We start from the raw sequence: 25,039 nt of genomic DNA on the forward strand, positions 1-25,039 counted from the left end.
CGGGCTCGATGCGCCCGATTCGTTAGCGAATGCTTCGTGCCGCCGTTTGCGCCGGATGGAGCCGATCCCGGTGCGCCCCGATCGCGCGCCGGATCGGGGCGCGCCGAAATATATTTAACACTAATCCGCGCGGCATCGTGCAGTTACGCGCATCGGGAGTTACGCGCGGTCGCCGCGCAGCATCGTCGCTGCGGCGCGCCATCGGTCGGCATGTCGATTCGTCGGACGATTGATGCGCGACGCGCGCGTCAGTCTTTGCGGATATGTTCGGCCAGGAAGTCGATCAGCAGCCGTACGCGCGGCAGCAGCCCGCGCCGCGACGGAAACACCGCGTGAATCACGCCGCCCTTCGGCACCCAGCCGGGCAGCACGTCGACCAGCTTCCGTGTGCGCAAATCGTCTTCGACGACCATGCATGGCAGCTGCACGATACCGACGCCGTGAATCGCCGCATCGCGCAACGCGTGCATGTCGTCGGTGACGAAGCGCGGGTGATGGCGCAGTTGCTCGTGCCGGCCGTCCGGACCGACGAGTTGCCATACGTGATGACGAGGCGGCCCCCAATCGAGGCTCGGCATGCCGACCAGCGCGGCGGGTGCCGTCGGCGGGCTGCGTCCTTCGAGCAGATGCGGCGCGGCCACCAGCCTTTGCGGACTGTCGCCGAGAATGCGCATCACCAGATCGCTGTCCTCCAGCGGCGGAAAGCGCACGCGCAGCGCGAGGTCGATGCCTTCGCTGACCAGATCGACGCGCCGGTTCGTCGCTTCCAGATGCACGCGCACCTTCGGATGGAGCGCCATGAAGCGTGCGACGAGTTCGCTCACGCGATATTCGAGCAGCGCGGTCGGACAGCTCACGCGGACGATGCCCTGCGGCTCCGCGTGCCTGCGCTCGATCACTTCGCGCGCCGCTTCGGCCTCGACCAGCACGCCGACGCAACGCTCGTAGAACTCGCGCCCGGTTTCCGTCACGGTGAAACGACGCGTCGTGCGCTGCAACAGCCGCACGTCGTATTGCGCTTCCAGTGCGGCGATGCGCCGGCTCAGCGTCGATTTCGGCACGCCGAGCACGCGCCCCGCCTGCGTGAAGCCGCCATGCTCGACCACCTTCACGAAATAGTAGAGGTCGTTCAGGTCATCCATGATTGTTCCACCGATAGAACACTGACGGCATTTTACGAGACTGGAAAGCCGATCGTTGCACGCATAGCATCTGGCTTCAGGTGGAACGTTGCGATCGCGGCGGCCGGCAATTCTTCTGTCGGGCCAGTCGCCGCGGCGCCGATTCACTACGCTCGAAGCGTTCGCCCGCCGCACTATTCGAGCCGGACGCGCGGCAGTTCGAGCGCATCGCCGCGACGCGTGTCCCGACGCCGTGGCCGCCACGACCTCGATCCTCGGGATTTCCTACGTATTGTTTCTGGAGGCAACCATGGCAAGCGAACCGGTTCGCGATCCCGCGAACGACCACCTGCTCACCCCGCAGAACGCGGCGTTCATCGTCATCGATTACCAGCCGGTCCAGGTGAACTCCATCGGGTCGATGGACCGCCAGCTGCTGATCAACAACATCGTTGGCGCATCGAAGGCCGCGGTCGCATACAAGCTGCCGATCGTCCACTCGACCGTCAACGTGAAGACCGGCCTGAACAAGCCGCCGATTCCGCAGCTGCGTGCGGCGCTCGAAGGTTATCCGACCTACGACCGCACCAGCATCAACTCGTGGGAGGACGTCGACTTCCGTCAGGCCGTCGAAGCGACCGGCCGCAAGAAGCTGATCATGACCGCGCTGTGGACCGAAGCGTGCCTGACGTTCCCGGCACTCGACGCGCTGAAGGCCGGCTACGAGGTCTACGTGGTCGTCGATGCGGTCGGCGGCACGTCGGTCGCCGCGCACGAAGCCGCGCTGCGCCGCATCGAACAGGCAGGCGGCAAGATGATCAGCGTCGCGCAGCTGTTCTGCGAGCTGCAGCGCGACTGGGCGCGCAGCGAAACCGTACCGGCCTTCATGAACCTGTTCATCGAAACCGGCGGCACCGCGGGGATTCAGTTCTCGTACGACAGGAGCTGATCGGCATCGCGCGCGGCGGCTCGTCGGCGGCCGCGCGCGTCCTCGGGTCGGCGACATCGCGCCGGTTGCGCGCAGCTATGCCGACGCCTTGGGGCAAACCTGACTGGCGGACGTTGGACGCCTCGCGACCGAACGCGTGCGATGCGCGGCAGCCGATGTGGATCGGCGCGCTCGCGCGGCACGTCGATCGATCAGAAGTCTGCGGTCGGTGCGGTCGGTCCGCTCGGCTTCTCCGCGTGCGTGAAGGCGCACGGCGCGGCGAGCCGCTCGCGCGACTTGCCGCGCGCACGCATCCGCCCGCGGCGCGCATTCTGCGCGTTGCGGGGTGGTATGAACGGGAAGCGACGCGACGGCGCGGCGACGGCGGCCGCGCTCAGCCGCGCGGATTCGGCGTCGAGTCGAACGTCGGATGGCACTCGAACGCGAGTTCCGAGCGCGCATCGACGCGGCGGCCGCCGGTCAGCGACTCCTGCTTCACGCTCGCGCGCATCCCGCGCTGCGTGCAGTAGTCGGTGGCTTCGCTGACGGCTTTCTCATGGGCGTCGGCCCACGACGTCGACACGCCGAGCGTGCGCGTCTTCACTGTGAAAACGTTCGGATTCGACGTCGTCGTGACGTCGGAAGCGGTCGAACAAGCGGCGAGCAAGCATACGGCAGCTGCTGCTGTCAACCATTGGACGGATCGGAAAGGCGATGAAATGAACATGAGGAGCAAGCGTGCGTCGGTTCGACGGCATTCGGCAACGTAGGCGACAGTATGCCTGCCCGATCGCCGGAGATCATGCCCCTTTCGCTGAACACATTGTTTCGAATGGTTAAACGATGGGGTTTGCGCGCGCAATATTTACGGGCGGTGTGTGGCGATCTTCGCGCATCGGGTCGTTTTTGCCGCGGGCCGTTCGCCGTTCGCCGTTCGACTTGCTCTCAATGCTGTGCCGCGCGCGGCTTAATGCTCGTTCGAGCTCGATTCCGGCACCTGTTCGAGATTCCGTCCACCGCCGACGCGACACATAGCCCGCTCAACGTACGCCGCCGATCAAGTGGTCTGCCGAACGCCGCGCGCATCTCGGAACCCGGCACGTCGCTGAACCGGCGATGACCGGATAACGATCGCGTCGTGCAACACGTTCAAGCGACTCGCGCGTAGCGATCGGCTCGCACTCGTGTCGATTCCCGTCACGACGCACGGGCGAAATGCACGACGCTGTTCGCTTTCACTCCGCGTCGCACACAGCACGGAACGCACGTCGCGCCGAATGTGCGGTGCACGTTCGCAAAGAAGCGTGCGTCATCAGCGTTTCCGCTCTACGCGTGCCGCGCTACACGAACCGACGCTTGCCACCACAGCCATTCGAATTCGTAACGCGGCGCTTCGTCGATCTGAAACCCTCGGTTCATGTTCCGCGTTGCGTGCTTCGCCGGATGCGTTAGCGAACGTGCGCAAAGCACGACCATGTCCGCACGTGCATATCGTCGAATGCAGCGAACAGCCGACATATCGATGCGCGCGCAACGACCTGCATCTCGAACGACGACGAGCGAGCGTCGCCGCTGCATCCAACGCATCGGCCTCAGATCTCGAAATGCGATATGCGTTTAAAACGGTTCTCCTTGCACATGCATCGCGCGCACGGCACGCGCTGCATCGACCGTCACGTCGCCAACTTTTTACAACGTCGTGTGCACGCGCGAACGGCGATGCTCGCCAGGTACGCGTCGCTCCACACACCGTCTCGCGCACGCGCGAGCGCCATTCATCGGCGCGCGCCCATGCAGGCACGGTGCTTGCGTCATCCACGCGCCGCCGATTCGGCGGGACACCATCCATCCCTCAACCCGGCGCTGCGCCCCCGCGCGGTTTTCCGCGCGGCGGTATCGCATCGCAAGCAGGTTCCTGAACGAGAGGACGACATGAAATCGATACGAACCATTGTGGCCTTGTGCTCCGTCATTTCCGTGCTCGCAGCATGCGGCGGCGACGGCGACGACGTCGGGACCGTACTCGGCATCTCGAAGCCGCAGGCGCGCTTCGTCAACGCGGTGCCGGCCGGCCCCAACGTCGACTATTACCTGAACGGGAAAGTCGACGCGTCCGGTGTCGCGTACAAGGGCGTCACGCGTTATCACGACATCGACTCGGGCACGCAGACCGCGAGCTACGACGTAACCGGTACTTCGGTGACGGTGGCATCGCAGTCGTTCAGCGCAGCGAACGGCCATCACTACACGACGATCGCGCTGCCGAGCACGTCTTCGGCGATCTCCGTGATCGACGATCCGTATGCGAAGGGCCTGCTGTCCGACAAGGCGCGCGTGCGCAGCTTCAACGCGTCGCCGAACGCGCAGAACGTCGACGTATACGTGGTCCCGCCGGGAACCGACATCACGACGCAAAGCCCGACGCTCGCAGGCGCCGCGTATCAGAACGCGGTGCCGGCATCGGGCCAGGATTCGGTCTATATGAACGGCGGCACGTATCAGGTCGTCGTCACGACCGCGGGCAGCAAGTCGCCGATCCTGCGGACCGCGCCGGTCGCGCTGAACAACAACGCCGACTGGCTGATCATGACGATTCCCGCGGGCGGCATCGGCGACGTGACGCCGAACGACGTGCACGTGCTCGTTGCGCAAGGCAACGATGCAGATACGTCCGCGCAGGAACTCGGCCCGCAGTAACGGCCTGCGGGAAGGAAACGGCCGGCGCGTGCGCGCCGGCCGTTTTCGTTCATTCTTCGATCCGCTCGAAACGGATCACGTGTTCGGCACGCGCGGTGTCGCCGTGCTCGACGTCGACCTCGCCGACATGGCGTACGCGCCAGCCCGGCCGCGTTCCGATCAGCGGCGCGTTGCCGCCCGGCCGGCTCTCGATGCCGCCGAGCCCGGCGGCCGGCGTGCGCACCGACTCGTCGAGCGACGCGTTCGAATAGATCACGTTGTCGTGCCATTCGGTCGCACCGGTACGCGCCTCCATGCCCTTGCCGTCGACGTCGACGGTGTTGTCGGTCGCCGCCATGTTCGCGTTGTCGATCGTCACGATTCGCGCGGCCGCGCGGCGCACCGGATCGCCGCTGTCGCCGGCACGCGCGTCGGTGTCGATCGGCGGCAGCCCGGTCGGCATTTTCCCGGCCACGGCCTCCGGCGATAGCGGACGCTGCGCGGTCTCCGCCGCCTGCGTCGCCGCGTCGGGCATGTCGCCCGCAGCCGGCGTCTTCACCGGGCTCTTCGCGATCTGTTCTCGCTGCTGCTTCGGAGTGAGGTTCGATTCCGCGTTCTGCATTGCACCTCCTTTACGGCTGATCGGCGCCGACATCGAATGACGGCGCCGGTCCGGGAAACACTACAAAGCGCCTTGCAAATCTTTCACGCACGGCGCCGCGGCCGCGCGCACACGCGAGTGCGCACGCAGCCGCTGGACGACACGCGGACGGCGCGCGCACGCGCGCGCCATGCCGCCCTCGCCATCAACCTCCGCCGCTCGCGCCGGACGGCGCCGACGCCGCGCCCGGAGCCGGCATGCTGGCGCCCGTATCGGCACCCGTGCCCGCGGTGCCGCTGCTCGGCGTGCCGGACGGCGCGGTGGACGGCGCAGCCGACATGCCGCCCGTCGTGCCCTGGTCGGAACTGGTGCCGGTGTCGCTCTTCTTCTGGCACCCGGCGCCCGCTGCCAGCCCTGCGATCAGGATGCCGGCGAAGACGGCTCGCGATACATCGCGAAATGAATATCGCTGCATGAAACCTCCGCTGATGTCGATGTGGATGGAGCCTTCATGCGCGCAATTCGTGTGCCGAAACCGCGCGGCCCGCGCACCGGCAGCCGGCACGTGCCGCATTCGTTTTTCAAATGACGATCAGCCGAAGATTTAATTTCCCATCGTCGCGCGGGCCGCCCATACTCGCGCACGAATCCGCCATATCACGTCCGCGTCGACCGGCCCGGCGCTGCGTCTGCTACGCAGCCGGTTCGCGCGCCGTCCACGGAAGGAACCGCGCCGTGCATCATCCGAAGCCGCTCACTGCGTCGGCCCCGCATCGGAAAGGGTCGTATCGACATGCGTGACGTACTGGACCGTCGCGCGCGACCGCGCGATGCAGCCGATGCAGCGGACGCGCTCGACATGCTCGACGCGAGGCTGATGCGCATCCTGCTCGTGCTGCTGACCGAGCGCACCGTATCGCGCGCAGCCGTGCGGCTGAACATGTCGCAGCCCGCGACGAGCGCCGCGCTCAAGCGGCTGCGCACGCTGCTCGGCGATCCGCTGCTCGTGCGCAGCCGTTACGGGATGGTGCCGACCGAACTCGGCGCGCGGCTGATCGAGCCGCTGCGCAACGCGCTGCAGGTGATCGACTTCATCCGCATCCAGCAGCCGACGTTCGACGCGCGCACGTCGGTACGCACGTACCGGGTCGGGTGCCCCGACTACCTGAACGTCCTGTTCGTGCCGAAGCTCGTCGCGCTGTTTCGCGAGCGCGCGCCCAACGCGCAGCTCGTGTTCCATCCGCTCGGCGACGGCTTCGACGACGAACGCGCACTCGCCGAAGGCGAACTCGACGTCGTGATCGACAACCGCTGCACGCATCGGCCGCGGATCCGGCACGACGATCTGTTCGACGATCGCATCGTGTGCATGATGCGTGCGACGCATCCGCTCGCCGCGCGCGGCGCGATGACCGTCCACGACTTCGCACACGCGCCGCAGCTGTGTCCGACGCCGTCGTGGCTCGACGCGTCCGGCGCGATAGACCGTCAACTCGAGCGCGTCGGCCTGCGGCGACGGATCGCCGTCACGCTGCCGCACTTCGAGCTCGCCGCGCATGCGCTCGTGCGATCCGATCTCATCCTGACCACCACGTACCGGCTCGCGCGGCATTACGCGAGGCTGCTGCCGCTGCGCGTCGTCGCATTGCCGGCCGAACCGCCGAACATCGTGTATCGGATAATGTGGAACGAAGCGGGTTCGTGCGTCGACGGCGTGCGCTGGCTGCGCGCGTTGATCGCCGAAGCGACACGTTGCTGGCTCGACGCAGAAGCCGCGCAGCCGGCGGTCGCGGCGATTGCCGCATCTGCGTCTGCATCGGCCGCCGCGCATGCCGAATCGAATACGGAAACGCGCACGGCGGCCGCGATCGCGACCGCCGTATCCGATCCGCCGCGACGCGCGCGCCGCCCGCAACGGACACGCTGCCGCGCATCGCAACGGCCCGGCGTCGCGCGTACCGCGCGCATTCCTCGCCACCGCTTCGCGGCGAAGCCGCATTGACCGACGCGCGCGCGTCATCGCGCGACGCCGGCCGGCTCGCGCTTCGCCACGACGAACAGCCCGACGCTGACGAGCGCGCAAGGGCTCGCGGCCGCGCGAATATGCATTTCGCGATTCGATGTTTGTGTGCGCGAAGCCGATTCCGTAATCTGCCCGTCAGCCGCGCGGCCCGCGCGCGGATCACCGAGGACACCCCGTCATGAATTCGTCTCCGTCACGAGGCCGACGCCGCGCGCTGCTGCGCGTCGCGGCCGTCGCCGCCGCACCGTTGGCCGGCAGCATCGCGCTGCCCGCGCGCGCGGCCGGCGCCGATTCGTCCGGCGTCACGCTCGTGCTCGGCGACCAGGCGGGCGGACTGCGCGCGCTCGCCGAAGCCGCGCGCGTGCTCGACGGCGCGCCATACCGGTTCCGCTGGGCGAACTTCCAGGGCGCGGCGCCGCTGTTCGAAGCGCAGCGCGCGGGCGCGATCGACCTTGCGCCGGCCGGCGACTTGCCGGTGCTGACGGCCGCGCTCGGCGATCCGGCACTGCGTATCGTCGCGACGCGCGTCGGTTCGCCGACGTCGCTCGGCATCGTCGTGCAGCCCGACTCGCCGGTGCGCACGGTCGCCGATCTGAAGGGGCGGACCGTCGTCGTATCGTCCGCGCGCGGCAGCATCTCGCAGTATCAGCTGTATGGCGCACTGCGCGAGCACGGCCTCGCACCGGCCGACGTCGACGTGCGCTTCGTGCTGCCCGTCGACGCGTTCGCCGCGTTCGAAGCGAAGCAGATCGGCATCTGGGCGACGTTCGATCCGTACTACGGACACGCGGTGCGACGCGGCGCGCGCGTCGTGCGCGACGGCAGCGGAATCAATTCGGGGCTCGCGTTCCTCACGTCGCCGGTCGACACGCTGAACGATCGCGCAAAGCGCGCGGCGCTCGCCGACGTGCTCGCCCGCCTCGCCCGCGCCGGTCAGTGGGCGCTCGCGCATCCGGCCGACTACGCGAGCGTCTATGCGTCGCTCACGCGTCTGCCGCGCGATGCGGCGGCCGACATCGCACGCCGGGCGGCGCTCGCGCAGCGCAGCGTATCGAGCGCCGACATCGACGTGCTGCAGCGCGTCGCCGATCGCGCGGCCGCCGATGCGATCCTGCCGACGCGCGTCGATGTCGCGTCGATCGCCATCCGGAATGTTTCCGCCACGTAGCGTGGCAGCGATGAGGACGTCGAGACGCGCAGCGCTCAACGCGGTTTCGACATGTCGAGATCCGGCACGTCGTCGCCGAACGTCGACGCGACCAGCGTGCGCATCGCGGCAATCAGCAGCGTCGGTCCCGACTGGTTGAACGTGCAGCGCTCGCCCGCAGCCGGCACCGCGCGATGCAGCACCGCGCGCCATGGGCCGCGGCCGCCGTCGCGCTCGAACGCGGCGAACGGCAGCCGCTCGACGATCGGCCCGCCGTCCGCCCACGACGACGACGGCGCGAACGGCACCGGCGCACCGCCCGGCTCGCGCACGACCGTACATCGCGACGCGTCCGCGCGCGGTGCGCCGAGGTCTTCGGCCATCGCGACCCAGAAATCGAGCGGCGCGCCGGTCAAGTCCTGTACTTGCATGGTCGTCTCCGTCGCATGTCGTCGTTCGTTACATGCTAGCCGTTGTACGCCGGATCGCCCAGACCGTTCGCCCGACGAGGCCGACGCCGCGGTTCGGCCGGCGCCGGCGCGGCCGCATTCGACATTCGCCCACCGATGCAGACGACAACCCAACGCAGCCGCGCACCGGATTCGCCCGCTCGGCCGCTCAATCGAGCGACACGCCGTCGAAGCGATGTCCGCCGAGCGGCGAAAACACGAGTCCATGCACGCGCTTCGACGCAGGCAGCGATACGATCGACGTCGCGATCGGCGTGAACGGAACCTGATCCTTGAATACGACCTGCGCCTGTTCGTACAGCGCCGTGCGTTTCTCGACATCCGAGATCGAGCGTGCCGCATCGACGAGCCGCTCGAAATCGCGATTGCACCACTTCGCGACGTTGCTGCCGTGCACCGCATCGCAGCCGAGCAGCGTGCCGAGCCAGTTGTCCGGGTCGCCGTTGTCGCCCGACCAGCCGTACAGGATCGCGTCGTGCTGCCCTTCGCGCTTCGCTCGGCGATTGTATTCACCCCACTCGAAACTGACGATCTTCGCGCGCACGCCGATCTTCGCCCAGTCGTGCTGAATCAGTTGCGCCATCAGTTGTGCGTTCGGGTTGTACGGCCGCTGCACGGGCATCGCCCACAGCGTCAGATCGAAGCCGTTCGGGAAGCCTGCCCGTGCGAGCAGCGCGCTTGCGGCAGCCGGATCGCGCGGCGCGTCCTTCAGCCAGCCGCGTTGTACGACCATTGAGTGGGCGGCATCGGATTCGTCGCGATCGTCGCGTCGCCGTTGAACACGGTCTTCACGATCGCTGCCTTGTCGATCGCGATGTCAAGTGCACGCCGCACATCGACGCGATCGAGCGGCGGATGCCGGGTGTTGTACGCGACGAAGCCGACGTTGAAGCCGACGCCGGACAGCAGCGTCAGCTTCGGGTCGCGCCGCACGGTGTCGAGATCGGCCGGACGCGGGAACACCGACACCTGGCATTCGCCGGCGACGAGTTTCTGCAGGCGTGCTGCCGGATCCGGTGTGATCGAAAATAGGAGATGGGCGAGTTTGATGTCATCGGGTTTCCAGTAGTCCACGTTCGCGTCGTAGCGAATCACCGCATCCTTCTGATACGTTCGCAGCACGAACGGGCCCGTACCGACCGGCAGCAGGTCGAGGTCGGCTTCGCGATGGCGGGTTGCGAGCTGGCCCGCATATTCGGCGGACAGGATCGACGCGAACGCCATCGCGAGATTGCGCACGAACACGACGTCCGGCAGTTTCAGCACGAAGCGCACCGTGTAGTCGTCGACCTTTTCGATCCGCTCGATGTTGCGATCGAACCCAAGATCGCTGAAATACGGGAAGCTGACCGGGTAAGCCTTGCGGAACGGATCGTCGGGATCGAGCATCCGGCGGAACGTGAACAAAACGTCGTCGGCCTCGAACGTGCGCGTCGGCTTGAACCACGCGGTCGTGTGGAACTTCACGCCGCGCCGCAGATGGAACGTGTACACGCGCTGATCGGCCGACACGTCCCAGCCGGTCGCGAGCCCGGGCTCGCGCTCGAGCGTGCCGCGCCTGAACTGCACGAGTTCGTTGTACAGCGCGTGCGTGCTCGCGTCGAAATCGGTGCTGGTCGTATGCTGGCCCGGGTCGAAACCGGCCGGGCTGCCTTCGGTGCAGAGCACGAGCGTCTTGCCGGCCGGTGTGGCCGCTGCAGCGAGCGCATGCGACACACCGCCCGTCAGCAACAGCGCCGCCGCGATGCAGCGAAGCACTGCAGCGGGATACTGCCCACGGCGCGCACGATGCGCAGCCGACGAAACGAAAGGGATTTTCATGATGGGCGAAGCGAAGAACGGTCATGCGAACGGCCTCCGATCTTCGCGCACCTGCCGGCGATCGCTTACCAATTGATTCCGCGTTGCTTATCGCCGGACGTGCATCGCGCCGCCGATGCATCGGAACGTCCGACGGAACGTCGCGAACGCCGACACGGACGCCGGCACGCCGATGTGCGAACCGCCGCCGTTCGCGCGTTCTTGCATCCGCTGCAAGTTCCGCCGAACTGGCGCATCGTATCGGTTTGCCACCGCCGGCGCGCCTGCCGACGCGCCGCCGCACCATGGAGGACCATGATGTCGATCAGTCCCGATACGCCGTCTCGCCCCGTGAAGTCGCCGGGCCCCGATCATCCGATCGCGATCGAGCCGCATCCGGCGCGCGTCGTCGTGAAGGTCGCAGGCAAGATCGTTGCCGATACGCGGCGCGCACTCGCGCTGCGCGAGGCCGACTATCCGGCCGTGCTGTACATCCCGCGCGAAGACGCCGACATGACGCTGCTGCAACGCACCGATCACGCGACGTATTGCCCGTACAAGGGCGACTGCGCGTACTACTCGATCCCGGCGGGCGGCGAGCGCGCGATCAACGCGGTGTGGACCTACGAACATCCGTATCCGGCCGTCGAAGCGATTCAGGGCCACCTCGCGTTCTATCCCGGCCGCGTCGACTCGATCGACGAAAGTGCGATCGGCGCCGATTGACGGCGCCGCCGCGGTTCCGGCCTGCAGCATCGCCGGCACGCGCGAGCTGCGGGCCGCGCGCGCATCCGGCCTGCCGATGATTTGCATATGCGCATTCGTTGGTTGGCCGCCGGCGCGCGCCGACGTATCGTCCTGAATCCGGCGCGGGCCGGCCCGCTGCGCTCATCGTCTGCAAGCGGCCGCACGCTGCGCCGGCCGCGCCGCCTTGCGCGCGCGAACCGTTGAACCGCACGCAGGACGCTTCGATGAATAACCGCACACATCACCCGCTCGCTCGAACGACATCGCCGAACGCACGCCGCCGCTGGCTGCATCGCGCGGCCGCCGGACTCGCCGGCCTTGCGCTCGGGCCGCTCGCCGGCCTGTCCGCGCAAGCGCAACGCAACGGCGCACAGCTGCGCATCGGTTTTCAGAAATACGGCAACTTCGTGGTGCTCAAGGCGCGCGGCACGCTCGAGAAGCGGCTCGCGAGCCAGGGCGTCGCAGTGCAATGGCTCGAATTTCCGGCCGGTCCGCAATTGCTCGAAGGGCTGAACGCCGGCGCGATCGACGTCGGCACGGTCGGCGAGACGCCGCCGATCTTCGCGCAGGCCGCCGGCGTCGACTTCGTCTATATCGGCAGCGAGCCGCCCGCGCCGCGCGGCGAAGCGATCGTCGTGCTGCCGGACTCGCCGATCCGCAACGTCGCGCAGCTGCGCGGCAAGAAAGTCGCGTTCAACAAGGGCTCGAACGTTCACTATCTGCTCGTGAAGGCGCTCGAGCACGCCGGTCTCACGTACACCGACATCCAGCCGATCTACCTGACGCCTGCCGACGCGCGCGCGGCGTTCGTGCAGCGCAGCGTCGACGCATGGGTGATCTGGGATCCGTATCTGGCCGCCGCGGAGCGGCAGCTCGGCGCACGTGTCGTCGCGAACGGCGAAGGATTGGTGCGCAACACGCAGTATTACCTCGCCGCACGCAAGTACGCGGCCGCGCAGCCGCAGGTGCTGCGTGCGCTGCTCGACGAAGTCGATGCCGTCGATCGCTGGGGACGCGACCACATTCCTGAAGTGGCCGCGCAGCTGTCGCCGCTCGTCGGTCTCGATGCGCCGACGCTCGAAATCGCGCTCAGGCGCACCGGCTACGGCGTGCAGCCGATCACCGACGCGACGCTCGCGTACCAGCAAGGGATCGCCGACGCGTTCAGCGCGCTGAAGCTGATTCCGGGCAAGGTCACGGTCGCGAATGCCCGCTGACGAACGTCGACGCGCTGCGCGCCGTTTTAGCCGGACGACGACGTCGTCGCACCGATCCGTCGCCATTCGTCGTAGTCGGTGACGAGCCCCGCTTCGTCGATCGCGATATCGGCCGCATACGTGCCGCTTTCGTAGCGGTATAGGCGCTCGGCCGTGCGCGTATACCGCTGCTCGCCGCGCACGATGTCGAAGTCCGGAAAACGAAGCCACGCGGTGCGGATATCGGCCGATTCGCCGACGGCCAGCGCGAGGCGCCGGATCGGCAGCGTATTGGTCGACGGGCTGAAGCCGAGATCGACGTCGGTCGCGCCGTCGAGCGCCGGCGCCGCGACGCCGTCGATCGTCCAGCGCCCCGCATCGCAGCCGATGTCGAACTGCCGCCGCGCCGCACCGAGCCAGCGCGTGATGCGCGCGGAACGTGTGAGCCAGTCGGCGCCGCACGCGATCGCATAGTCGATCCGGAACGGCGTGCCGTCGATCGCGCCCGACACCGAACCCGACAGATCGACGCCCGCACGCGACTCCACCAGCCTGCACCATTCGGCCGCCTGCCACGTCTGCACGATCTGCCATGCCGCGCATCGGGTGCGCGCCGCTTCGTCCTGTCGCGTCATGTCGTCTCCTGACGGCAATGCATGCGCGCCGCGCTCACCACGCCTGCCGATAAATATGCAGTGCGTCGGCCTCCGTCACTTCGCGCGGATTGTTCACGAGCAAGCGCGTCTGCAGCATCGCGTCCGATGCCATCCTCGGCAGATCGCCGTCGCCGATCCCGACTTCGCGCAGCGTACGCGGAATGCCCGTCGCGACGATCAGCCGGTCGATCTCGTCGATCAGTGCGTGCGTCTTCGCTTCGTCGCTGCCCGTCGCCGACGGCGCGACGATCGCCGCGAGCTCCGCATACAGCGGCGCGGCCGCTTCCGCGTTGAAGCGCAGCACGTGCGGCAGCACGAGCGCGTTGGACAACCCGTGCGGCACGTGAAAAATGCCGCCGACCGGATACGCGAGCGCATGAACGGCCGCGACCGGCGCATTCGCGAACGCCTGCCCCGCGAACATCGCGCCGACCAGCATCGCTTCGCGCGCATGCCGGTTGCGCCCGTCGTCGCACGCGGCCAACAGGTTGCGCGACAGCAGCGTCAGCGCGCGCACGGCCAGCATGTCGGACACCGGATTCTTCAGCCGCGCGGACGTGTACGCCTCGATCGCGTGCACCATCGCGTCGATGCCGGTCGCGGCGGTCGCCGCGCGCGGCAGCCCGAGCGTCAGCTCGGCGTCGAGAATCGCGACGTCCGCGAACAGGTGCGGCGACACGACGCCCATCTTGCGCCCTTCGCCGACCGTGACGATCGACACGGCCGTCACCTCCGACCCGGTGCCGGCCGTCGTCGGCATCTGCACGAGCGGCAGCCGCGCAGTCGCGACCTTGTCGACGCCGTACATGTCGGCCAGCGCCTGCCGCCCCGGCGCGAGCACGGCGATCAGCTTCGCGACGTCCATCGACGAGCCGCCGCCGAGGCCGAGCACGATTTCCGCGTCGGCGGCGACCGCGCGTGCAGTCGCGTCGAGCACCACATGCTCGGGCGGATCGGCGATCACGTCGTCGATCACGGTCGCCTGCCAGCCGTGCGCGGCGAGGCTGTCGAGCGCCGGTGCGAGCACGCCGCTGCGATGCAGGAACGCATCGGTGACGACGCACACCCGCACGAGCGCGGGGAAGCGTTCGCGCAGCAGCGCGCCGAGACGGCGCGCGGCGCCGAATTCGACGATCAGCGTCGGAACGGTACGGAATTGAAACGGATTCATCGGGTGCCTCCCGGTGGGGCCGCCGTGCCGGTGTCCGGCTGCACGATGCAGCGCGTCACGCCGCGACGGTCGAACAACGGGATGATCGCCCGGACGGCGATCCGCTGGAAATGCGGCGTTTCCCGATGCGTGCCGGAATCGCTGCCGAGGCGGCCGCGCGCCTGGGCAGCGCGATGCGGTACGAATACCGGATGGCAACGCGCCGCGCGCCGCCGTGCACGCCGGCGTCGCATACCGATGCGCACGCAACTACCACGCGACGGTGCGCCCCTGGTAATCGAGGTACTCCAGCCCCGCGCGCTGCTGCTTGTCGATCAGCACGTTCACGAGGCTCGGCACGCTCTCGTCGATCGTCAGCGGCGCGTCCGGCCCGCCGAGCTCGGTGCGCACCCAGCCGGGCGCCATCAGCACCATCGCACGCGGCGTGCCCGCCTGCCGCGCGGCGAAGCTGCGCATGAACTGGTTCAGCGCGGCCTTGCTGCCCCGGTATACCTCGCGCATTCCGGTCACGTTGTTCGCGACGCTGCCCTGCCCCGACGACATCACGCCGATCAGGCCGTCCGCGCGCACGTAGCGCTGCAGCGCCTCGACCACGCGCATCGGCGCGAGCGCGTTCGTGATCATCACCCGCACGAACTCGTCGGTCGTCACTTCGCCGATCGTCTCTTTCTCGTCATTCGTCGTGCCTGCATTCACGAACAGCATGTCGAACACGCGGCCCGCGAGCCGTTCGCGCAGTGCGGCGATTTGCGCCGGCTCGCAGATGTCGAGCGTTTCGATTTCGAGGCTGCCGGCGAACCGCTCCGCCAGTGCGTGCAGCCGGGTCCGCCCCGATCCTGCACGGACCGTGCCGACCACGTGCCAGCCCTTCTTCAGGAATTCCTCCGCCATCGCGAGCCCGAGGCCGCGCGACGCGGCGACGAGCAGCAGCGTGCGCGGGTTCCGGTTCGATTCAGTCGATTGCATGGTTTCCACCTTCGCCGATGTCCGCAATCGAGTCACTATAGTTGCGCGGCATCCGATGCACCAGACGCACCGGACTCAAACAATAGTTGCATCGGACGCCATGCCGGCGCGCCCGATACCGTATGCTTGCCGCATGGAAGACATCGACCTGAATCTCGTCACTGCGCTCGACGTGCTGCTGACCGAAGGCAGCGTGACCGGCGCCGCACGCCGGCTCGGCCTCAGCACGTCCGCGATGAGCCGCACGCTCGCGCGATTGCGCGCCGCCACCGGCGATCCGTTGCTGGTCCGTGCCGGCCGCGCGCTCGTGCCGACACCGCACGCCGCCGCGTTGCGCGATCGCGTGCACGCGATCGCCGCCGATGCCCGCGCGGTGCTGCGCCCGGCAGCCGACGTCGACGTCGCGACGCTCGCGTCGACGTTCACGATCCGTGCGGCCGAGTCGTTCATGGACATGCTGGCCGGCCCGGTGGTCGCCGCGCTCGCCGAACTCGCGCCGCGCGTGCGGCTGCGCTTCGTCGCGAAGCTTGCCCGCGATCCGGGTCCGTTGCGCGACGGCGCGGTCGATCTGGAAATCGGCAAGCGCGGCGACGACGCGCCCGAGCTGCACACGCGCGTGCTGTTTTACGACCGGCACGTCGCGGTAGCACGAGCCGATCATCCGCTGTTCGCATCGGCCCGCATCACGCGTGCGCGCTACGCCGCGTGCCGCCATGTAATCGCGACGCCGCTCGGCGATTTCGACGGACCGACCGACGATGTCCTCGGCAAGCTCGATCCGGACGCGACCGTCAGCGTCGTCGTGCCGAGCTATCCCGACGCGATGCGCGTCGCGGCCGGCACCGACCTGATTGCGCTCGTGCCGCGCTCGAGCCTCGGCAACGCGTTCTCGTCCGGGCTCGCCGACACCTTGAGGCTGCGCAGCTTCGACGTGCCGGTGCACATGCCCGATATCGAAATCTCGGCGCTGTGGCATCCGCGCATGCATGGCGACCCCGTGCATCGCCGGTTGCGCGACGCGGTGATCGACGTATGCCGGCGCGCGTATCCGGACGCGCAAGCGCCGCCGCGCGCCGCAACGCGCAGCATGAAGCGGCGCGAGAGCAGCTGACGCCGAGCCGCGGCGCCGGCGCGCTTCGCCGAACCCGACGCCGGCATCGCGCGCGCGGCGCCGGCGGGCCCTTCGGCTAAAATGCCGCACTTTCCACCCTGTCCGGCCCGCTCGCCATGCAACCCGCCTCTTCCGCCCGCTCCGCCGCCAGTGCCGACGATGCCGACTCGGCCCGCGACCTCGTCTACGGCCCGAACGACCGCCCTGCGCCGATGGTCGCGTTCGTCGCCGCGCTCCAGCACCTGCTCGCGATCATCGTGCCGATCGTCACGCCCGGCCTGCTGATCTGCCAAGCGCTCGGCGTATCGAGCCGCGATACCACGCTGATCGTGTCGATGTCGCTGGTGATTTCCGGCATCGCGACGTTCGTGCAGTGCAGGCGGTTCGGTCCGCTCGGCGCGGGCTTGCTGATCGTGCAGGGCACGAGCTTCAACTTCGTCGGCCCGCTGATCGCCGGCGGCAGCGTGATGGTCAAGCAAGGCACGCCGGTCGAGACCGTGATGGCCGCGATCTTCGGTGTCGTGATCGCCGGCTCGTTCGTCGAGATGAGCGTGTCGCGCATCCTGCCGTTCGTGAAGCGGCTGATCACGCCGCTCGTCACCGGCATCGTCGTGCTGCTGATCGGCCTCACGCTGATCAAGGTCGGCCTCGTCAGCATGGGCGGCGGCTACGGCGCGATAGCGAACGGGACGTTCGCGAGCGCCGAGAACCTGACGCTGTCCGGGCTCGTGCTCGGCACGATCGTGCTGCTCAACCGCGTGCCGGTCGTCTGGGTGCGCAGCACCGCGCTCGTGATCGCGCTCGCGATCGGCTATCTCGCGGCCGCGCTGCTTGGCCGCCTCGATTTCACCGGCGTGCATCAGGCCGCACTGTTCCAGGTGCCGACGCCGCTGCACTTCGGCATCGGCTTCTCGTGGTCGCTGTTCGTGCCGATGCTGATCATCTATCTGGTCACGTCGCTCGAAGCGATCGGCGACGTCACCGCGACCAGCAAGATCTCGAAGGAGCCGGTCGAAGGACCGGTGTGGATGCAACGAATCAAGGGCGGCGTGCTCGTGAACGGCGCGAACTCGCTGCTCGCCGGCGTGTTCAACACGTTTCCGAGCTCGGTGTTCGCGCAGAACAACGGCGTGATCCAGATCACCGGCGTCGCGAGCCGCCATGTCGGCATCTGGATCGCGGCGATGCTCGTCGTGCTCGGCCTGTTCCCGACGGTGGCCGGCGTGCTGCAGGCCGTGCCCGAGCCGGTGCTCGGCGGCGCGGCGATGGTGATGTTCGGCGCGGTCGCCGCATCGGGCATCAACATTCTCGCGGGCATCCACCTCGACCGTCGTGCGCTGCTGATCATCGCGGTGTCGCTGGCGCTCGGCCTCGGCGTGTCGCAGGTGCCGGACATTCTGAACAGCCTGCCGCATGCGCTGAAGAACGTGCTGGAATCGGGCGTCGCGACCGGCGGCATCAGCGCGCTCGTGATGAACTGGTTCCTGCCGGAGAAGAAGTAACGCGGAGACGTGGCGACGCGGTCGCGTGGTCCGGAGCGCGACGTCGCGCGCAGGCCGCCACGTCGCTTCATCCGGAACGCGGCAGGTATCGAACTTGCGCGCGTTGTCCGCGAAAACCGGCTTGGCCCACGCTGCGACGCTGGTTAGAATCCTTCAACACCCTGCGCGTTCATTCATGAGTTCTCCGGAAACGAGCGTCGTACCGACCAAGGAACGGGCCACCGTCGTCTGCTACCGCGACGAACAGGTGCTGCTCGTCGCTCGCGCGTCGTCGCGATGGGCGTTGCCGGGCGGCACGATCAAGCGCGGGGAAACGCCGCTCGAAGCCGCGCATCGCGAGTTGCACGAAGAAACCGGCATCGCGGGCCTGCAACTCGTCTATTCGATGCAGTTCACCGGGCTCGCGAAAATCCATCACGTGTTCTTTGCGGAGGTCGGCGCGGGCGAGACGCCGCAGGCGAGCAACGAGATCGAGCGATGCAAGTGGTTTCGCGTCGACGTCGTCGACAAGCTCCGAGCGAGCATCCCGACGAAGCGCATCGTCGAACTCGTCTACCGGCACGAAATCCGCCCGTAAGCCATGCGGTTCCCGCCGGCCCGACCGGGCCGGTATGATGCGTGCACCGCCCATCGTCACGGCCTACTCGAGCGAGCAGCAGATGAACAGTGTGTACACCTATCGCGGCTACACGATCGACGTCCGATGCGAATTCAAGGTCGACGATCCGCGCGACGACGCACCGGCCGATACGCCGAGCTTCGGTTTCGTCGCAATCGTGCAGGTGCTGGCCGCAGACGTGCCGTCGCGCGTGCTCGCGCCGATCCGCCTGGCCGACGACGGCGGCCGCCTGTTCTCCGACAGTCTGAATGCGTTGCGCGCAGGCCGCTCGGCGGGCGAAATCGTCGTCGACGACCTGCTCGCCGATTCGGGCGCGGCTGAAGAACGACCGCGCTGCTGAACCGTCACGCGGCCGGGCCGGCCGATCGTCGAACGTGCCGCGGTGCGCGTGCGCTCAGTGCACGCGCTTTCTTCGCCATTCGTGTGTGGAATAGACGGCGACGAAGATGCCGAGCATCGCGATGCCGAACGCGATGAAGTCGTTCATGCTTCCGGGCCCGTGCATCGACTTCGGCGAGATGCCGAGGCTCAACCCTGCCACCGCGAGCAGCAGCCCGGCAGCCACGCCCCAGATCGGCCCGGCGGTTTTGTCGTTGATGTTTTTCATACAGCGCTCGTCCACGGTCATTGCCTTGTCGTTCGGCAAACGACGCCGCGCGACCTTCAGTGTTTCCACTATAGCCGGTCAATAATCCGCGTAGTTTCAGGGCTTTTCCCGATCAAGTTTCAGCGTGTGCGGCCGCGCGGGCGGCGCGCAGCCGGTAGCGTATGCCGCTTCTTACGTGCCGACGCAGGATTTACCGTTCGTTTCAAAGCTGACCGCGCCACGCGTCGCGCACGGCGCTATCCTTCGTCGCACCCACAATAACCTCCCGGGGGGGGGATACAACGATGAACACGATCTGGAAGGCCGCGCTGTGCGCGGCAATGATGCCGTTCGCGCTGACCGGCTGCGGCGGCGGAGACGACGGCGGCGCCACGCAAACCGGCACGCTGCACGTCGCGATGACGGACGCGCCGTCGTGCGGCTTCGATCACGTGTACGTGACCGTGTCGCAGGTGCGTGTCAATGCAAATGCGAATGCAGGCGATAACGATTCCGGCTGGTCGACGATCTCGCTCGCGACGCCGCAGAAGATCGACCTGCTGTCGCTGACCAACGGCGTGCTCGCCGACCTCGGGCAGACCGCATTGCCGGCCGGTCAGTATCAGCAAGTCCGCCTCGTGCTCGCGCAGAACCAGGGCAATACGCTCGCGAACTCCGTCGTTCCGACCGGCGGCACCGAACAGGCGCTGGCGACGCCGAGCGCGACGCAGAGCGGCTACAAGATCATCCAGCCGTTCACGGTACAGCCGAACACGCTCGTCGATCTCGTGCTCGACTTCAATGCGTGCAAGTCGATCGTCCAGCGCGGCAACGGCTCGTATGCGCTGAAGCCGGTCGTCACCGCGATTCCGACCGTCGTGAGCGGCGCGATCTCGGGCTACGTCGCGCCGGCCGAGGCAGGCGCGACCGTCTATGCCGAGCAAGGCGGCAAGGTCGTGCGCGGCACGGTGGCCGACGGCACCGGCAAGTTCGTGTTGTCGCCGCTGATCCAGAGCTCGACGCAAGGCAACTACGACGTCGTGATCGTGCAGAACGGTTTCGCGTCCGGCATCGTGCGGTCGGTGCCGGTCGTCGTGAACGCGACGACGGCCGTGTCGGCATCGAACGCACCGATCACGCTGCCCGCCTCGACGATGAGCACCGTCAGCGGCACGGTCACCGCGAGCGCGAATGCGTTCGTGCGCGCGTTGCAGACGATCGATGCCAACGCGTATGAAATCACGTCGATCAACGCGAACATGGACACGGGCGCGTATGCGTTGTCGGTGCCGACCGCCGCGCCGATCGTCGGCACGTATTCGGGCTCGCTGCCCGTCGCGCTTGCTGCGGCGCCCGCGGCTGCCGCCCAATACACGATCGAAGCCGACGCGGCGTCGGGCGCCACGCAATCGACGAACGTCAACGCGGCAACGAGTCAGTCGAACGTCAATTTCAGCTTCTGACGAATCGACGCAACATCGAAAGGGCCGGCCGGCCCTTTCGTACCGAACGGGAGAACGAAGTGAAAAAAACGGTTATCGCACTGCTCGCCGCGGCGAGCACGGTCGGTGCGCTCGGCGGGTGCGTCGCGTACGTTCCCGGGCCACCGGTGGTGGTCGCGCCGCAAGGCGGTCCGGGCAACGGCTTCTGCCCGCCCGGCCAGGCGAAGAAAGGCAATTGCTGAACAGGTGAAGCCCGCGTCCCGCGGGCTTTTTCAACCGTACAGCAGCGGGTACGCGACAAGCCCGATCAACGCCGCGCCGGCCACGATCGCCGGCTCGGGCAGTTTCCTGAACTTCACGAGCAGCACGATCGTCAGCAGCGCGAGCACGATGGTCGGCACGTCGTGGATCGACCGTCGCGCGAGCACGATCACCGCACCGGTGATCGCACCCACCGCGGCGGCGGTCACGCCGTCGACGAACGCGAGGATCGCCGGCACCTTGCCGTATTTCTTGAAGTACGGCGCCGGCAGCACGGTGAACAGATAGCACGGCAGAAACGTCGCGGCAGCCGCGACGCACGCGCCCGGCAAGCCGGCGACGAGATAGCCGATGAACCCGACCGTGATCACGACGGGGCCCGGCGTGATCATCGCGACCGCGACCGCATCGACGAACTGCTTTTCGCTGAGCCAGTGATGCTCCGTGACGACGCCGCCGTACAGGAACGGCACGATCGCGAGACCGGACCCGAACACGAACGCGCCGGCCTTCGCGAAGAACGCGCCGATCTGCACGAGAAGCGGCCAGTGGACGAACCCCGCCGCACCGGCGGCCGTCGGCAGCGCAGCCGCCGCGACGAGGTTCGCCGAACCGCCGCGCAGCCACCGCGGCGGAGCGCGCCACAGCCACACGACGACGCCGGACGCGACGAACAGCCACGCCACTTCGGATTCCGTGACGACGGTGACCGTCGCCGAGATCAGGTAGATCGCCCACAGCAGCGCGTCCTTGCCGATGCTCTTCGCGGCCAGCTTGCGTGCGCTGATCGCGATGATCCCGACCACGGCCGCGCCGACGCCGTAGAACACCGCCTGCATCCACGCGATGCCGCCGAACGTCGCGTACGCGCAGCCGAGCGCGACGACCATCAGGAACGACGGCAGCACGAACGCGATGCCGACCAGCGTCGCGCCGGCGATCCGATAGTGGACGTAGCCCAGATAGATCGCGAGCTGCGCGGCCATCGGGCCCGGCGCGAGCTGCGCGAGCGCGAGCCCTTCCTTGTAGTCGGCATCCGACAGCCACTGCCGCGATTCGACGAGATCGCGACGCATGTAGCCGACCAGCGCGACCGGGCCGCCGAAGCCGAACGTGCCGAGCCGCACGAAGTACAGCATCAGCTGCCATAGCGTGTAGACCGGACGCTCGTGCGGCGCCGATTCCGGCGTGTCGATTTTCGCTGTCGTGTTCATCGTGATCCGCGTCCGAAGGTCATGAAGGAAGCTGGCTGCCCGAATAGTGCGCATACAACGAATCCAGCACCGAGCCGATTTCGTGCAGCAGTGCATCGTCGCCTGCGAGCCGCTTGCGCGCGCCGGACAGGATCGCCTCGAAGCCGCCTGCCTCGACGGTCGTCGCGCCGCCGACGTCCAGCGCATGGACGAGCGCGGCGATGCGCGCGAGCCCGCGGTCGCGGTCCAGCCCGAAGCTCGCGACCAGCACTTCGAACGACACGCGCTCGCCGACATGCGTGAACGTCGCGCCATCGAAATCGAAACCGAGTGCGTCCGCCGGGCAATCGCCGGGCGTTTCGAGCCACAGGAATCGCGCGTGCGGATCGATGAAGCGCCGAATCAGCCACGCGCACGCGACGCGGTCGACCCACAGGCCGCGGCGCGTCGCCCACTGACGTCCCTGGTAGTGCGCGCGATCGCGGCGCGGGATCGTGCCGCCGGCCGCGCGCGGCTCGCCGGGCGACGAGCATGTCTCGATCGCGGCGGAAAAGTCGCGCCATTGCGCGTCCGCGCGGGCCGACGCTTCGTTCGGGAAAAAATCGATGCCGCGGATCGCGTCGTATGCGCGTGCGTAGCGCCGCTTCACGCGTGCCAGCTCGGCGGCCGGCAGACCGGCGAGCGTTTCGCGTGCGTGCGCGAGTTCGGCGAGCCACGTCGAGAAATCCGCGCTGCGGTCGAACAATGCGCGAAGCGAAGCGTTCTGGTCGGCGTCGTCGCCGGTGACCGTCAGCAGCCACGCTTGGCCGTTTTCCGCGCGTGCGTCGGCGACCAGTGCGCGAAACTGCGGCGCCTGCTCGACGTGCGCGGGCAACAGATACGCGCCGTCGCGCAGCGGTGCGCCGCCGAGCGTCTTGATCGCACGCCAGATCCGCATGCGCGCGGTCGCACCGGACGTCGGCAGGCTGACGATCAGCAGAAGCCAGGAATCGGGGGCAGCGTTCATAACGGCAGCATAGGCGGCCGTATCGATCGCTTCAACCTTGTAGAGATCGCTACATCCGACGATATGCGCGGCTGGGGGAAGCGGCCCGCGAACCGCCGCGCACCGTCGCCGCCCGTCCCGCGGTCGGGGCCGGTGGCCCGGCACGCGCAAAGCGATCGTCAGCGCCGCGCAGCCGCGGGATCGGCTGCGCGGCGCGGACAACCACCTGCTACTTCTGCAGCGAGATCTCCACGCGCCGGTTGCTCGCCCGCCCTTCGGCGGTCGCGTTCGACGCGCCCGGATCCGCCTTTCCTTTCCCCGTCGCGACGAACGAATCGGCGTTCAGCCCGCGCTCGCGCAAGTACGCGGCGACGGCGTCCGCGCGACGCCGCGACAGCGCGACGTTGTACGCGTCCGAGCCGACCGCGTCGGTATAGCCGGTCACTTCGATACGCGAGAAATGCCGGTCGCCCTGCCGGTTCAGCAGTTTGTCGAGCGCGGCTCGCGCAGCCGGCGTCAGCGTAGCCGAGTCGGTCGCGAAGTACGCATCGCCGGTCAGGCTCACTTTCTCGACGGCAGCCGGCGCCGCCGGCACAGGCGCCGCAGCCGGCGCAGGTGCCGCGCCGCACTGGAACACGAGCGAGCGCGGATCGGCGCCGTCACGGAACGGCGCGGCCGAATCGACGACGCGCACCGGCTCCTTGTCGCACATCCGCGTCGCGACCTTCATGCAGGTCTTTTCGCTCGACAGAATGCCGTGACAGTCGACCTGGAAGGTGCGAACGCCGTTTCTCGGCTGCAGTTCGTATGCGTTGAACGTCGGCCCGGACGCGCTCGAACAGGCGGCAAGAAAAGCGACGGACGCGAGCAGTGCAAGATGCAGTTTTTTCACTGGATAACTCCGGAAAATCGATGGGATACGACGCATGCGGCCAGCCGGCGCGGCGGCCGCATGCGAATTGCGTTCTCGTTCGCGGCGATCGTTCCGGCGCAGCGCGCCGAAACGATCCGGCCGCAACGGATCACTTCCACTGATACAGCATGCCCGCGCCGACCACGCGCTGGCTGCCCGCGAAACCGCCGTTCAGCGTCGCCTTCAGGTTCTCCGTGATGCGCGCCTGCATGCCGACCGCCATCGCCTTCTGACCGAGGAACGTCGCCGTACCGACGCCCATCGCGAAGTTCGAGTCGCGGTCCATGTGCGGAATCGATGCGATCGCGGCGGTCGCCGCGATCCCCTCGCGCGCCATCGAATCGGTCTGCTGGATCTGCTGCTGCATCTGCGTGAGCTGATTGTTCACGTTGTTCAGCGACTGCGTGAACGAGTTCGACACCGCGTTCAGCTGATTCACGTTCACCGCGTCGGTGCCCTGCGTACCGGCCGCGACGTTGACCACCTGCCGCGCCGAATCCGCGGAGCCGACCGCGACGACGTTCGAGCGACCGCCGTCGTTGCTGCCCGCGCCGATCGCCGTCGAGTTGTTGCCCGATGCGGTCGAGCCGACGCCGATCGCCGTCGAACCGTTGCCCGACGCCTGCGAGCTGTTGCCCACCGCCGTGCTGTTCGAGCCCGACGCGACCGCGCCCGAGCCGCCCGCCGACGAGTTGTCCCCGGTCGAGCCCGGCGGCACGTTCGTGCCGATCGGGTTCGACGAATACGAGCCGTTCGCGGTGCGCTGGTCGATCAGCGTCGTCAGCTGGTTCGCAACCGCATCGAGCTGCGACACGTTCACCGCATCGGTGCCGTTCTTGCCGGCTGCAAGCCCGGTGATCTGACGATTGCCGACGTTCACTTCGCCGCTCGACGATTGCGGGCTGCTCAATCCGTACGCGATGTA

Annotated in this window: 25 protein-coding genes and 2 pseudogenes; 13 read left to right on the plus strand and 14 right to left on the minus strand. The window is 67.9% G+C overall.

The genetic code is table 11. The features are described 5' to 3' along the window. Positions 1-248: 248 nt before the first annotated feature. On the minus strand, positions 249-1,142 hold the full coding sequence (locus BUB20358_RS15085; protein WP_035973876.1) for a LysR substrate-binding domain-containing protein: 894 nt from the start codon (positions 1,140-1,142) through the stop codon (positions 249-251). Between the two features lie 289 nt (positions 1,143-1,431). On the opposite strand from BUB20358_RS15085, the gene BUB20358_RS15090 reads away from it, so the two are divergent. Beyond that, a complete protein-coding gene (locus BUB20358_RS15090) occupies positions 1,432-2,070 on the plus strand; it encodes a hydrolase (RefSeq protein ID WP_035973874.1) in 639 nt (212 codons plus the stop codon). Positions 2,071-2,443: 373 nt separating this feature from the next. Here the strand turns inward: BUB20358_RS15090 and BUB20358_RS15095 are convergent, their stop codons facing one another. Next, positions 2,444-2,776, minus strand: a complete 333-nt coding sequence (locus BUB20358_RS15095; protein ID WP_035973873.1) for a hypothetical protein — start codon at positions 2,774-2,776, stop codon at positions 2,444-2,446. Between the two features lie 1,205 nt (positions 2,777-3,981). On the opposite strand from BUB20358_RS15095, the gene BUB20358_RS15100 reads away from it, so the two are divergent. Continuing rightward, positions 3,982-4,746 carry a DUF4397 domain-containing protein gene (locus BUB20358_RS15100; protein ID WP_006765684.1) on the plus strand — a complete coding sequence of 255 codons (765 nt, stop codon included), beginning with the start codon at positions 3,982-3,984 and terminating at the stop codon, positions 4,744-4,746. A 49-nt stretch (positions 4,747-4,795) separates the two neighbouring features. On the opposite strand, the gene BUB20358_RS15105 is transcribed toward BUB20358_RS15100, so the two are convergent. Next, positions 4,796-5,347, minus strand: a complete 552-nt coding sequence (locus BUB20358_RS15105) for a DUF3005 domain-containing protein (RefSeq protein ID WP_035973871.1) — start codon at positions 5,345-5,347, stop codon at positions 4,796-4,798. A 269-nt stretch (positions 5,348-5,616) separates the two neighbouring features. Between BUB20358_RS15105 and BUB20358_RS28390 the strand changes: the two genes are divergently transcribed. From BUB20358_RS28390 to BUB20358_RS15120, 3 genes are all read left to right on the plus strand, one after another. Further along, entirely contained in the window at positions 5,617-5,934 is a 318-nt protein-coding gene (locus BUB20358_RS28390; RefSeq protein ID WP_223296975.1) for a hypothetical protein, read from the plus strand. 185 nt (positions 5,935-6,119) lie between these two features. Then, entirely contained in the window at positions 6,120-7,328 is a 1,209-nt protein-coding gene (locus BUB20358_RS15115) for a LysR family transcriptional regulator (protein WP_006765681.1), read from the plus strand. A gap of 199 nt (positions 7,329-7,527) precedes the next feature. After that, positions 7,528-8,517 (plus strand): ABC transporter substrate-binding protein, encoded by a 990-nt coding sequence (locus BUB20358_RS15120; RefSeq protein WP_035973869.1) that lies wholly within the window; start codon positions 7,528-7,530, stop codon positions 8,515-8,517. Positions 8,518-8,552: 35 nt separating this feature from the next. On the opposite strand, the gene BUB20358_RS15125 is transcribed toward BUB20358_RS15120, so the two are convergent. Together BUB20358_RS15125 and BUB20358_RS15130 are read right to left on the minus strand one after the other, a co-directional pair. After that, positions 8,553-8,927, minus strand: coding sequence for a phage protein NinX family protein (locus BUB20358_RS15125; RefSeq protein ID WP_006765679.1), 375 nt, complete (start codon positions 8,925-8,927; stop codon positions 8,553-8,555). Between the two features lie 187 nt (positions 8,928-9,114). Then, a pseudogene (locus BUB20358_RS15130) lies at positions 9,115-10,787 on the minus strand (ABC transporter substrate-binding protein). Between the two features lie 297 nt (positions 10,788-11,084). On the opposite strand from BUB20358_RS15130, the gene BUB20358_RS15135 reads away from it, so the two are divergent. Next, the gene (locus BUB20358_RS15135) at positions 11,085-11,492 is read left to right on the plus strand and encodes a DUF427 domain-containing protein (protein ID WP_006765678.1); all 408 of its coding nucleotides are present in this window, start codon (positions 11,085-11,087) and stop codon (positions 11,490-11,492) included. A 245-nt stretch (positions 11,493-11,737) separates the two neighbouring features. Next, complete coding sequence (locus BUB20358_RS15140; protein WP_006765677.1) at positions 11,738-12,730, plus strand: sulfonate ABC transporter substrate-binding protein; 993 nt, start codon at positions 11,738-11,740, stop codon at positions 12,728-12,730. A 26-nt stretch (positions 12,731-12,756) separates the two neighbouring features. Here the strand turns inward: BUB20358_RS15140 and BUB20358_RS15145 are convergent, their stop codons facing one another. The 4 genes and pseudogenes from BUB20358_RS15145 to BUB20358_RS15155 all read right to left on the minus strand — a co-directional run bounded on the left by BUB20358_RS15145 (position 12,757) and on the right by BUB20358_RS15155 (position 15,502). After that, positions 12,757-13,344 carry a putative glycolipid-binding domain-containing protein gene (locus tag BUB20358_RS15145; RefSeq protein ID WP_006765676.1) on the minus strand — a complete coding sequence of 196 codons (588 nt, stop codon included), beginning with the start codon at positions 13,342-13,344 and terminating at the stop codon, positions 12,757-12,759. A gap of 34 nt (positions 13,345-13,378) precedes the next feature. Beyond that, entirely contained in the window at positions 13,379-14,536 is a 1,158-nt protein-coding gene (locus BUB20358_RS15150; protein WP_006765675.1) for an iron-containing alcohol dehydrogenase, read from the minus strand. Further along, positions 14,533-14,667, minus strand: a pseudogene (locus BUB20358_RS28695) (putative quinol monooxygenase); the annotation flags it as partial. The pseudogene BUB20358_RS28695 and the gene BUB20358_RS15150, both read right to left, overlap by 4 nt. 118 nt (positions 14,668-14,785) lie before the next feature. Beyond that, positions 14,786-15,502: an SDR family oxidoreductase gene (locus tag BUB20358_RS15155; RefSeq protein ID WP_006765674.1), complete on the minus strand. Its 717-nt coding sequence runs from the start codon at positions 15,500-15,502 to the stop codon at positions 14,786-14,788. 133 nt (positions 15,503-15,635) lie between these two features. Between BUB20358_RS15155 and BUB20358_RS15160 the strand changes: the two genes are divergently transcribed. From BUB20358_RS15160 to BUB20358_RS15175, 4 genes are all read left to right on the plus strand, one after another. Next, entirely contained in the window at positions 15,636-16,613 is a 978-nt protein-coding gene (locus tag BUB20358_RS15160) for a LysR family transcriptional regulator (protein WP_035973866.1), read from the plus strand. Between the two features lie 116 nt (positions 16,614-16,729). Next, a complete protein-coding gene (locus tag BUB20358_RS15165; protein WP_006765672.1) occupies positions 16,730-18,115 on the plus strand; it encodes a nucleobase:cation symporter-2 family protein in 1,386 nt (461 codons plus the stop codon). Between the two features lie 175 nt (positions 18,116-18,290). Then, positions 18,291-18,692, plus strand: coding sequence for an NUDIX hydrolase (locus BUB20358_RS15170; RefSeq protein WP_006765671.1), 402 nt, complete (start codon positions 18,291-18,293; stop codon positions 18,690-18,692). Between the two features lie 82 nt (positions 18,693-18,774). Continuing rightward, entirely contained in the window at positions 18,775-19,074 is a 300-nt protein-coding gene (locus BUB20358_RS15175; RefSeq protein WP_035975204.1) for a hypothetical protein, read from the plus strand. 54 nt (positions 19,075-19,128) lie between these two features. Here the strand turns inward: BUB20358_RS15175 and BUB20358_RS15180 are convergent, their stop codons facing one another. Continuing rightward, positions 19,129-19,341, minus strand: coding sequence for a hypothetical protein (locus BUB20358_RS15180; protein WP_035975201.1), 213 nt, complete (start codon positions 19,339-19,341; stop codon positions 19,129-19,131). A gap of 284 nt (positions 19,342-19,625) precedes the next feature. Between BUB20358_RS15180 and BUB20358_RS15185 the strand changes: the two genes are divergently transcribed. After that, positions 19,626-20,783, plus strand: coding sequence for a DUF4382 domain-containing protein (locus BUB20358_RS15185; RefSeq protein WP_006765668.1), 1,158 nt, complete (start codon positions 19,626-19,628; stop codon positions 20,781-20,783). A 59-nt stretch (positions 20,784-20,842) separates the two neighbouring features. Beyond that, entirely contained in the window at positions 20,843-21,004 is a 162-nt protein-coding gene (locus tag BUB20358_RS15190; protein ID WP_035973862.1) for a hypothetical protein, read from the plus strand. 30 nt (positions 21,005-21,034) lie between these two features. Here BUB20358_RS15190 and BUB20358_RS15195 read toward each other — a convergent pair whose 3' ends face one another. The 4 genes from BUB20358_RS15195 to BUB20358_RS28700 all read right to left on the minus strand — a co-directional run. After that, on the minus strand, positions 21,035-22,237 hold the full coding sequence (locus BUB20358_RS15195) for a chromate transporter (RefSeq protein ID WP_006765667.1): 1,203 nt from the start codon (positions 22,235-22,237) through the stop codon (positions 21,035-21,037). Positions 22,238-22,256: 19 nt separating this feature from the next. Next, entirely contained in the window at positions 22,257-23,222 is a 966-nt protein-coding gene (locus tag BUB20358_RS15200; RefSeq protein WP_035973861.1) for a chromate resistance protein ChrB domain-containing protein, read from the minus strand. A 208-nt stretch (positions 23,223-23,430) separates the two neighbouring features. Beyond that, positions 23,431-24,093 (minus strand): OmpA family protein, encoded by a 663-nt coding sequence (locus BUB20358_RS15205; protein ID WP_035973859.1) that lies wholly within the window; start codon positions 24,091-24,093, stop codon positions 23,431-23,433. A gap of 130 nt (positions 24,094-24,223) precedes the next feature. Continuing rightward, positions 24,224-25,039: YadA family autotransporter adhesin (locus BUB20358_RS28700; protein ID WP_174905081.1), on the minus strand; the 816-nt coding region annotated here is incomplete at its 5' end.

The organism is Burkholderia dolosa (assembly GCF_902499135.1).
GTDB classification, from domain to species: domain Bacteria; phylum Pseudomonadota; class Gammaproteobacteria; order Burkholderiales; family Burkholderiaceae; genus Burkholderia; species Burkholderia dolosa.

Coding starts and splice junctions, on each gene's coding strand:
- BUB20358_RS15150 (WP_006765675.1), bottom strand. CDS start 14,536: ATGAATCCGTTTCAATTCCGTACCGTTCCGACGCTGATCGTCGAATTC.
- BUB20358_RS15090 (WP_035973874.1), top strand. CDS start 1,432: ATGGCAAGCGAACCGGTTCGCGATCCCGCGAACGACCACCTGCTCACC.
- BUB20358_RS15185 (WP_006765668.1), top strand. CDS start 19,626: ATGAACACGATCTGGAAGGCCGCGCTGTGCGCGGCAATGATGCCGTTC.
- BUB20358_RS15160 (WP_035973866.1), top strand. CDS start 15,636: ATGGAAGACATCGACCTGAATCTCGTCACTGCGCTCGACGTGCTGCTG.
- BUB20358_RS15085 (WP_035973876.1), bottom strand. CDS start 1,142: ATGGATGACCTGAACGACCTCTACTATTTCGTGAAGGTGGTCGAGCAT.
- BUB20358_RS15200 (WP_035973861.1), bottom strand. CDS start 23,222: ATGAACGCTGCCCCCGATTCCTGGCTTCTGCTGATCGTCAGCCTGCCG.
- BUB20358_RS15155 (WP_006765674.1), bottom strand. CDS start 15,502: ATGCAATCGACTGAATCGAACCGGAACCCGCGCACGCTGCTGCTCGTC.
- BUB20358_RS15195 (WP_006765667.1), bottom strand. CDS start 22,237: ATGAACACGACAGCGAAAATCGACACGCCGGAATCGGCGCCGCACGAG.
- BUB20358_RS15140 (WP_006765677.1), top strand. CDS start 11,738: ATGAATAACCGCACACATCACCCGCTCGCTCGAACGACATCGCCGAAC.
- BUB20358_RS15095 (WP_035973873.1), bottom strand. CDS start 2,776: ATGTTCATTTCATCGCCTTTCCGATCCGTCCAATGGTTGACAGCAGCA.
- BUB20358_RS15100 (WP_006765684.1), top strand. CDS start 3,982: ATGAAATCGATACGAACCATTGTGGCCTTGTGCTCCGTCATTTCCGTG.
- BUB20358_RS15135 (WP_006765678.1), top strand. CDS start 11,085: ATGTCGATCAGTCCCGATACGCCGTCTCGCCCCGTGAAGTCGCCGGGC.
- BUB20358_RS15125 (WP_006765679.1), bottom strand. CDS start 8,927: ATGCAAGTACAGGACTTGACCGGCGCGCCGCTCGATTTCTGGGTCGCG.
- BUB20358_RS15165 (WP_006765672.1), top strand. CDS start 16,730: ATGCAACCCGCCTCTTCCGCCCGCTCCGCCGCCAGTGCCGACGATGCC.
- BUB20358_RS15105 (WP_035973871.1), bottom strand. CDS start 5,347: ATGCAGAACGCGGAATCGAACCTCACTCCGAAGCAGCAGCGAGAACAG.
- BUB20358_RS15175 (WP_035975204.1), top strand. CDS start 18,775: ATGAACAGTGTGTACACCTATCGCGGCTACACGATCGACGTCCGATGC.
- BUB20358_RS15115 (WP_006765681.1), top strand. CDS start 6,120: ATGCGTGACGTACTGGACCGTCGCGCGCGACCGCGCGATGCAGCCGAT.
- BUB20358_RS15180 (WP_035975201.1), bottom strand. CDS start 19,341: ATGAAAAACATCAACGACAAAACCGCCGGGCCGATCTGGGGCGTGGCT.
- BUB20358_RS15145 (WP_006765676.1), bottom strand. CDS start 13,344: ATGACGCGACAGGACGAAGCGGCGCGCACCCGATGCGCGGCATGGCAG.
- BUB20358_RS15120 (WP_035973869.1), top strand. CDS start 7,528: ATGAATTCGTCTCCGTCACGAGGCCGACGCCGCGCGCTGCTGCGCGTC.
- BUB20358_RS15170 (WP_006765671.1), top strand. CDS start 18,291: ATGAGTTCTCCGGAAACGAGCGTCGTACCGACCAAGGAACGGGCCACC.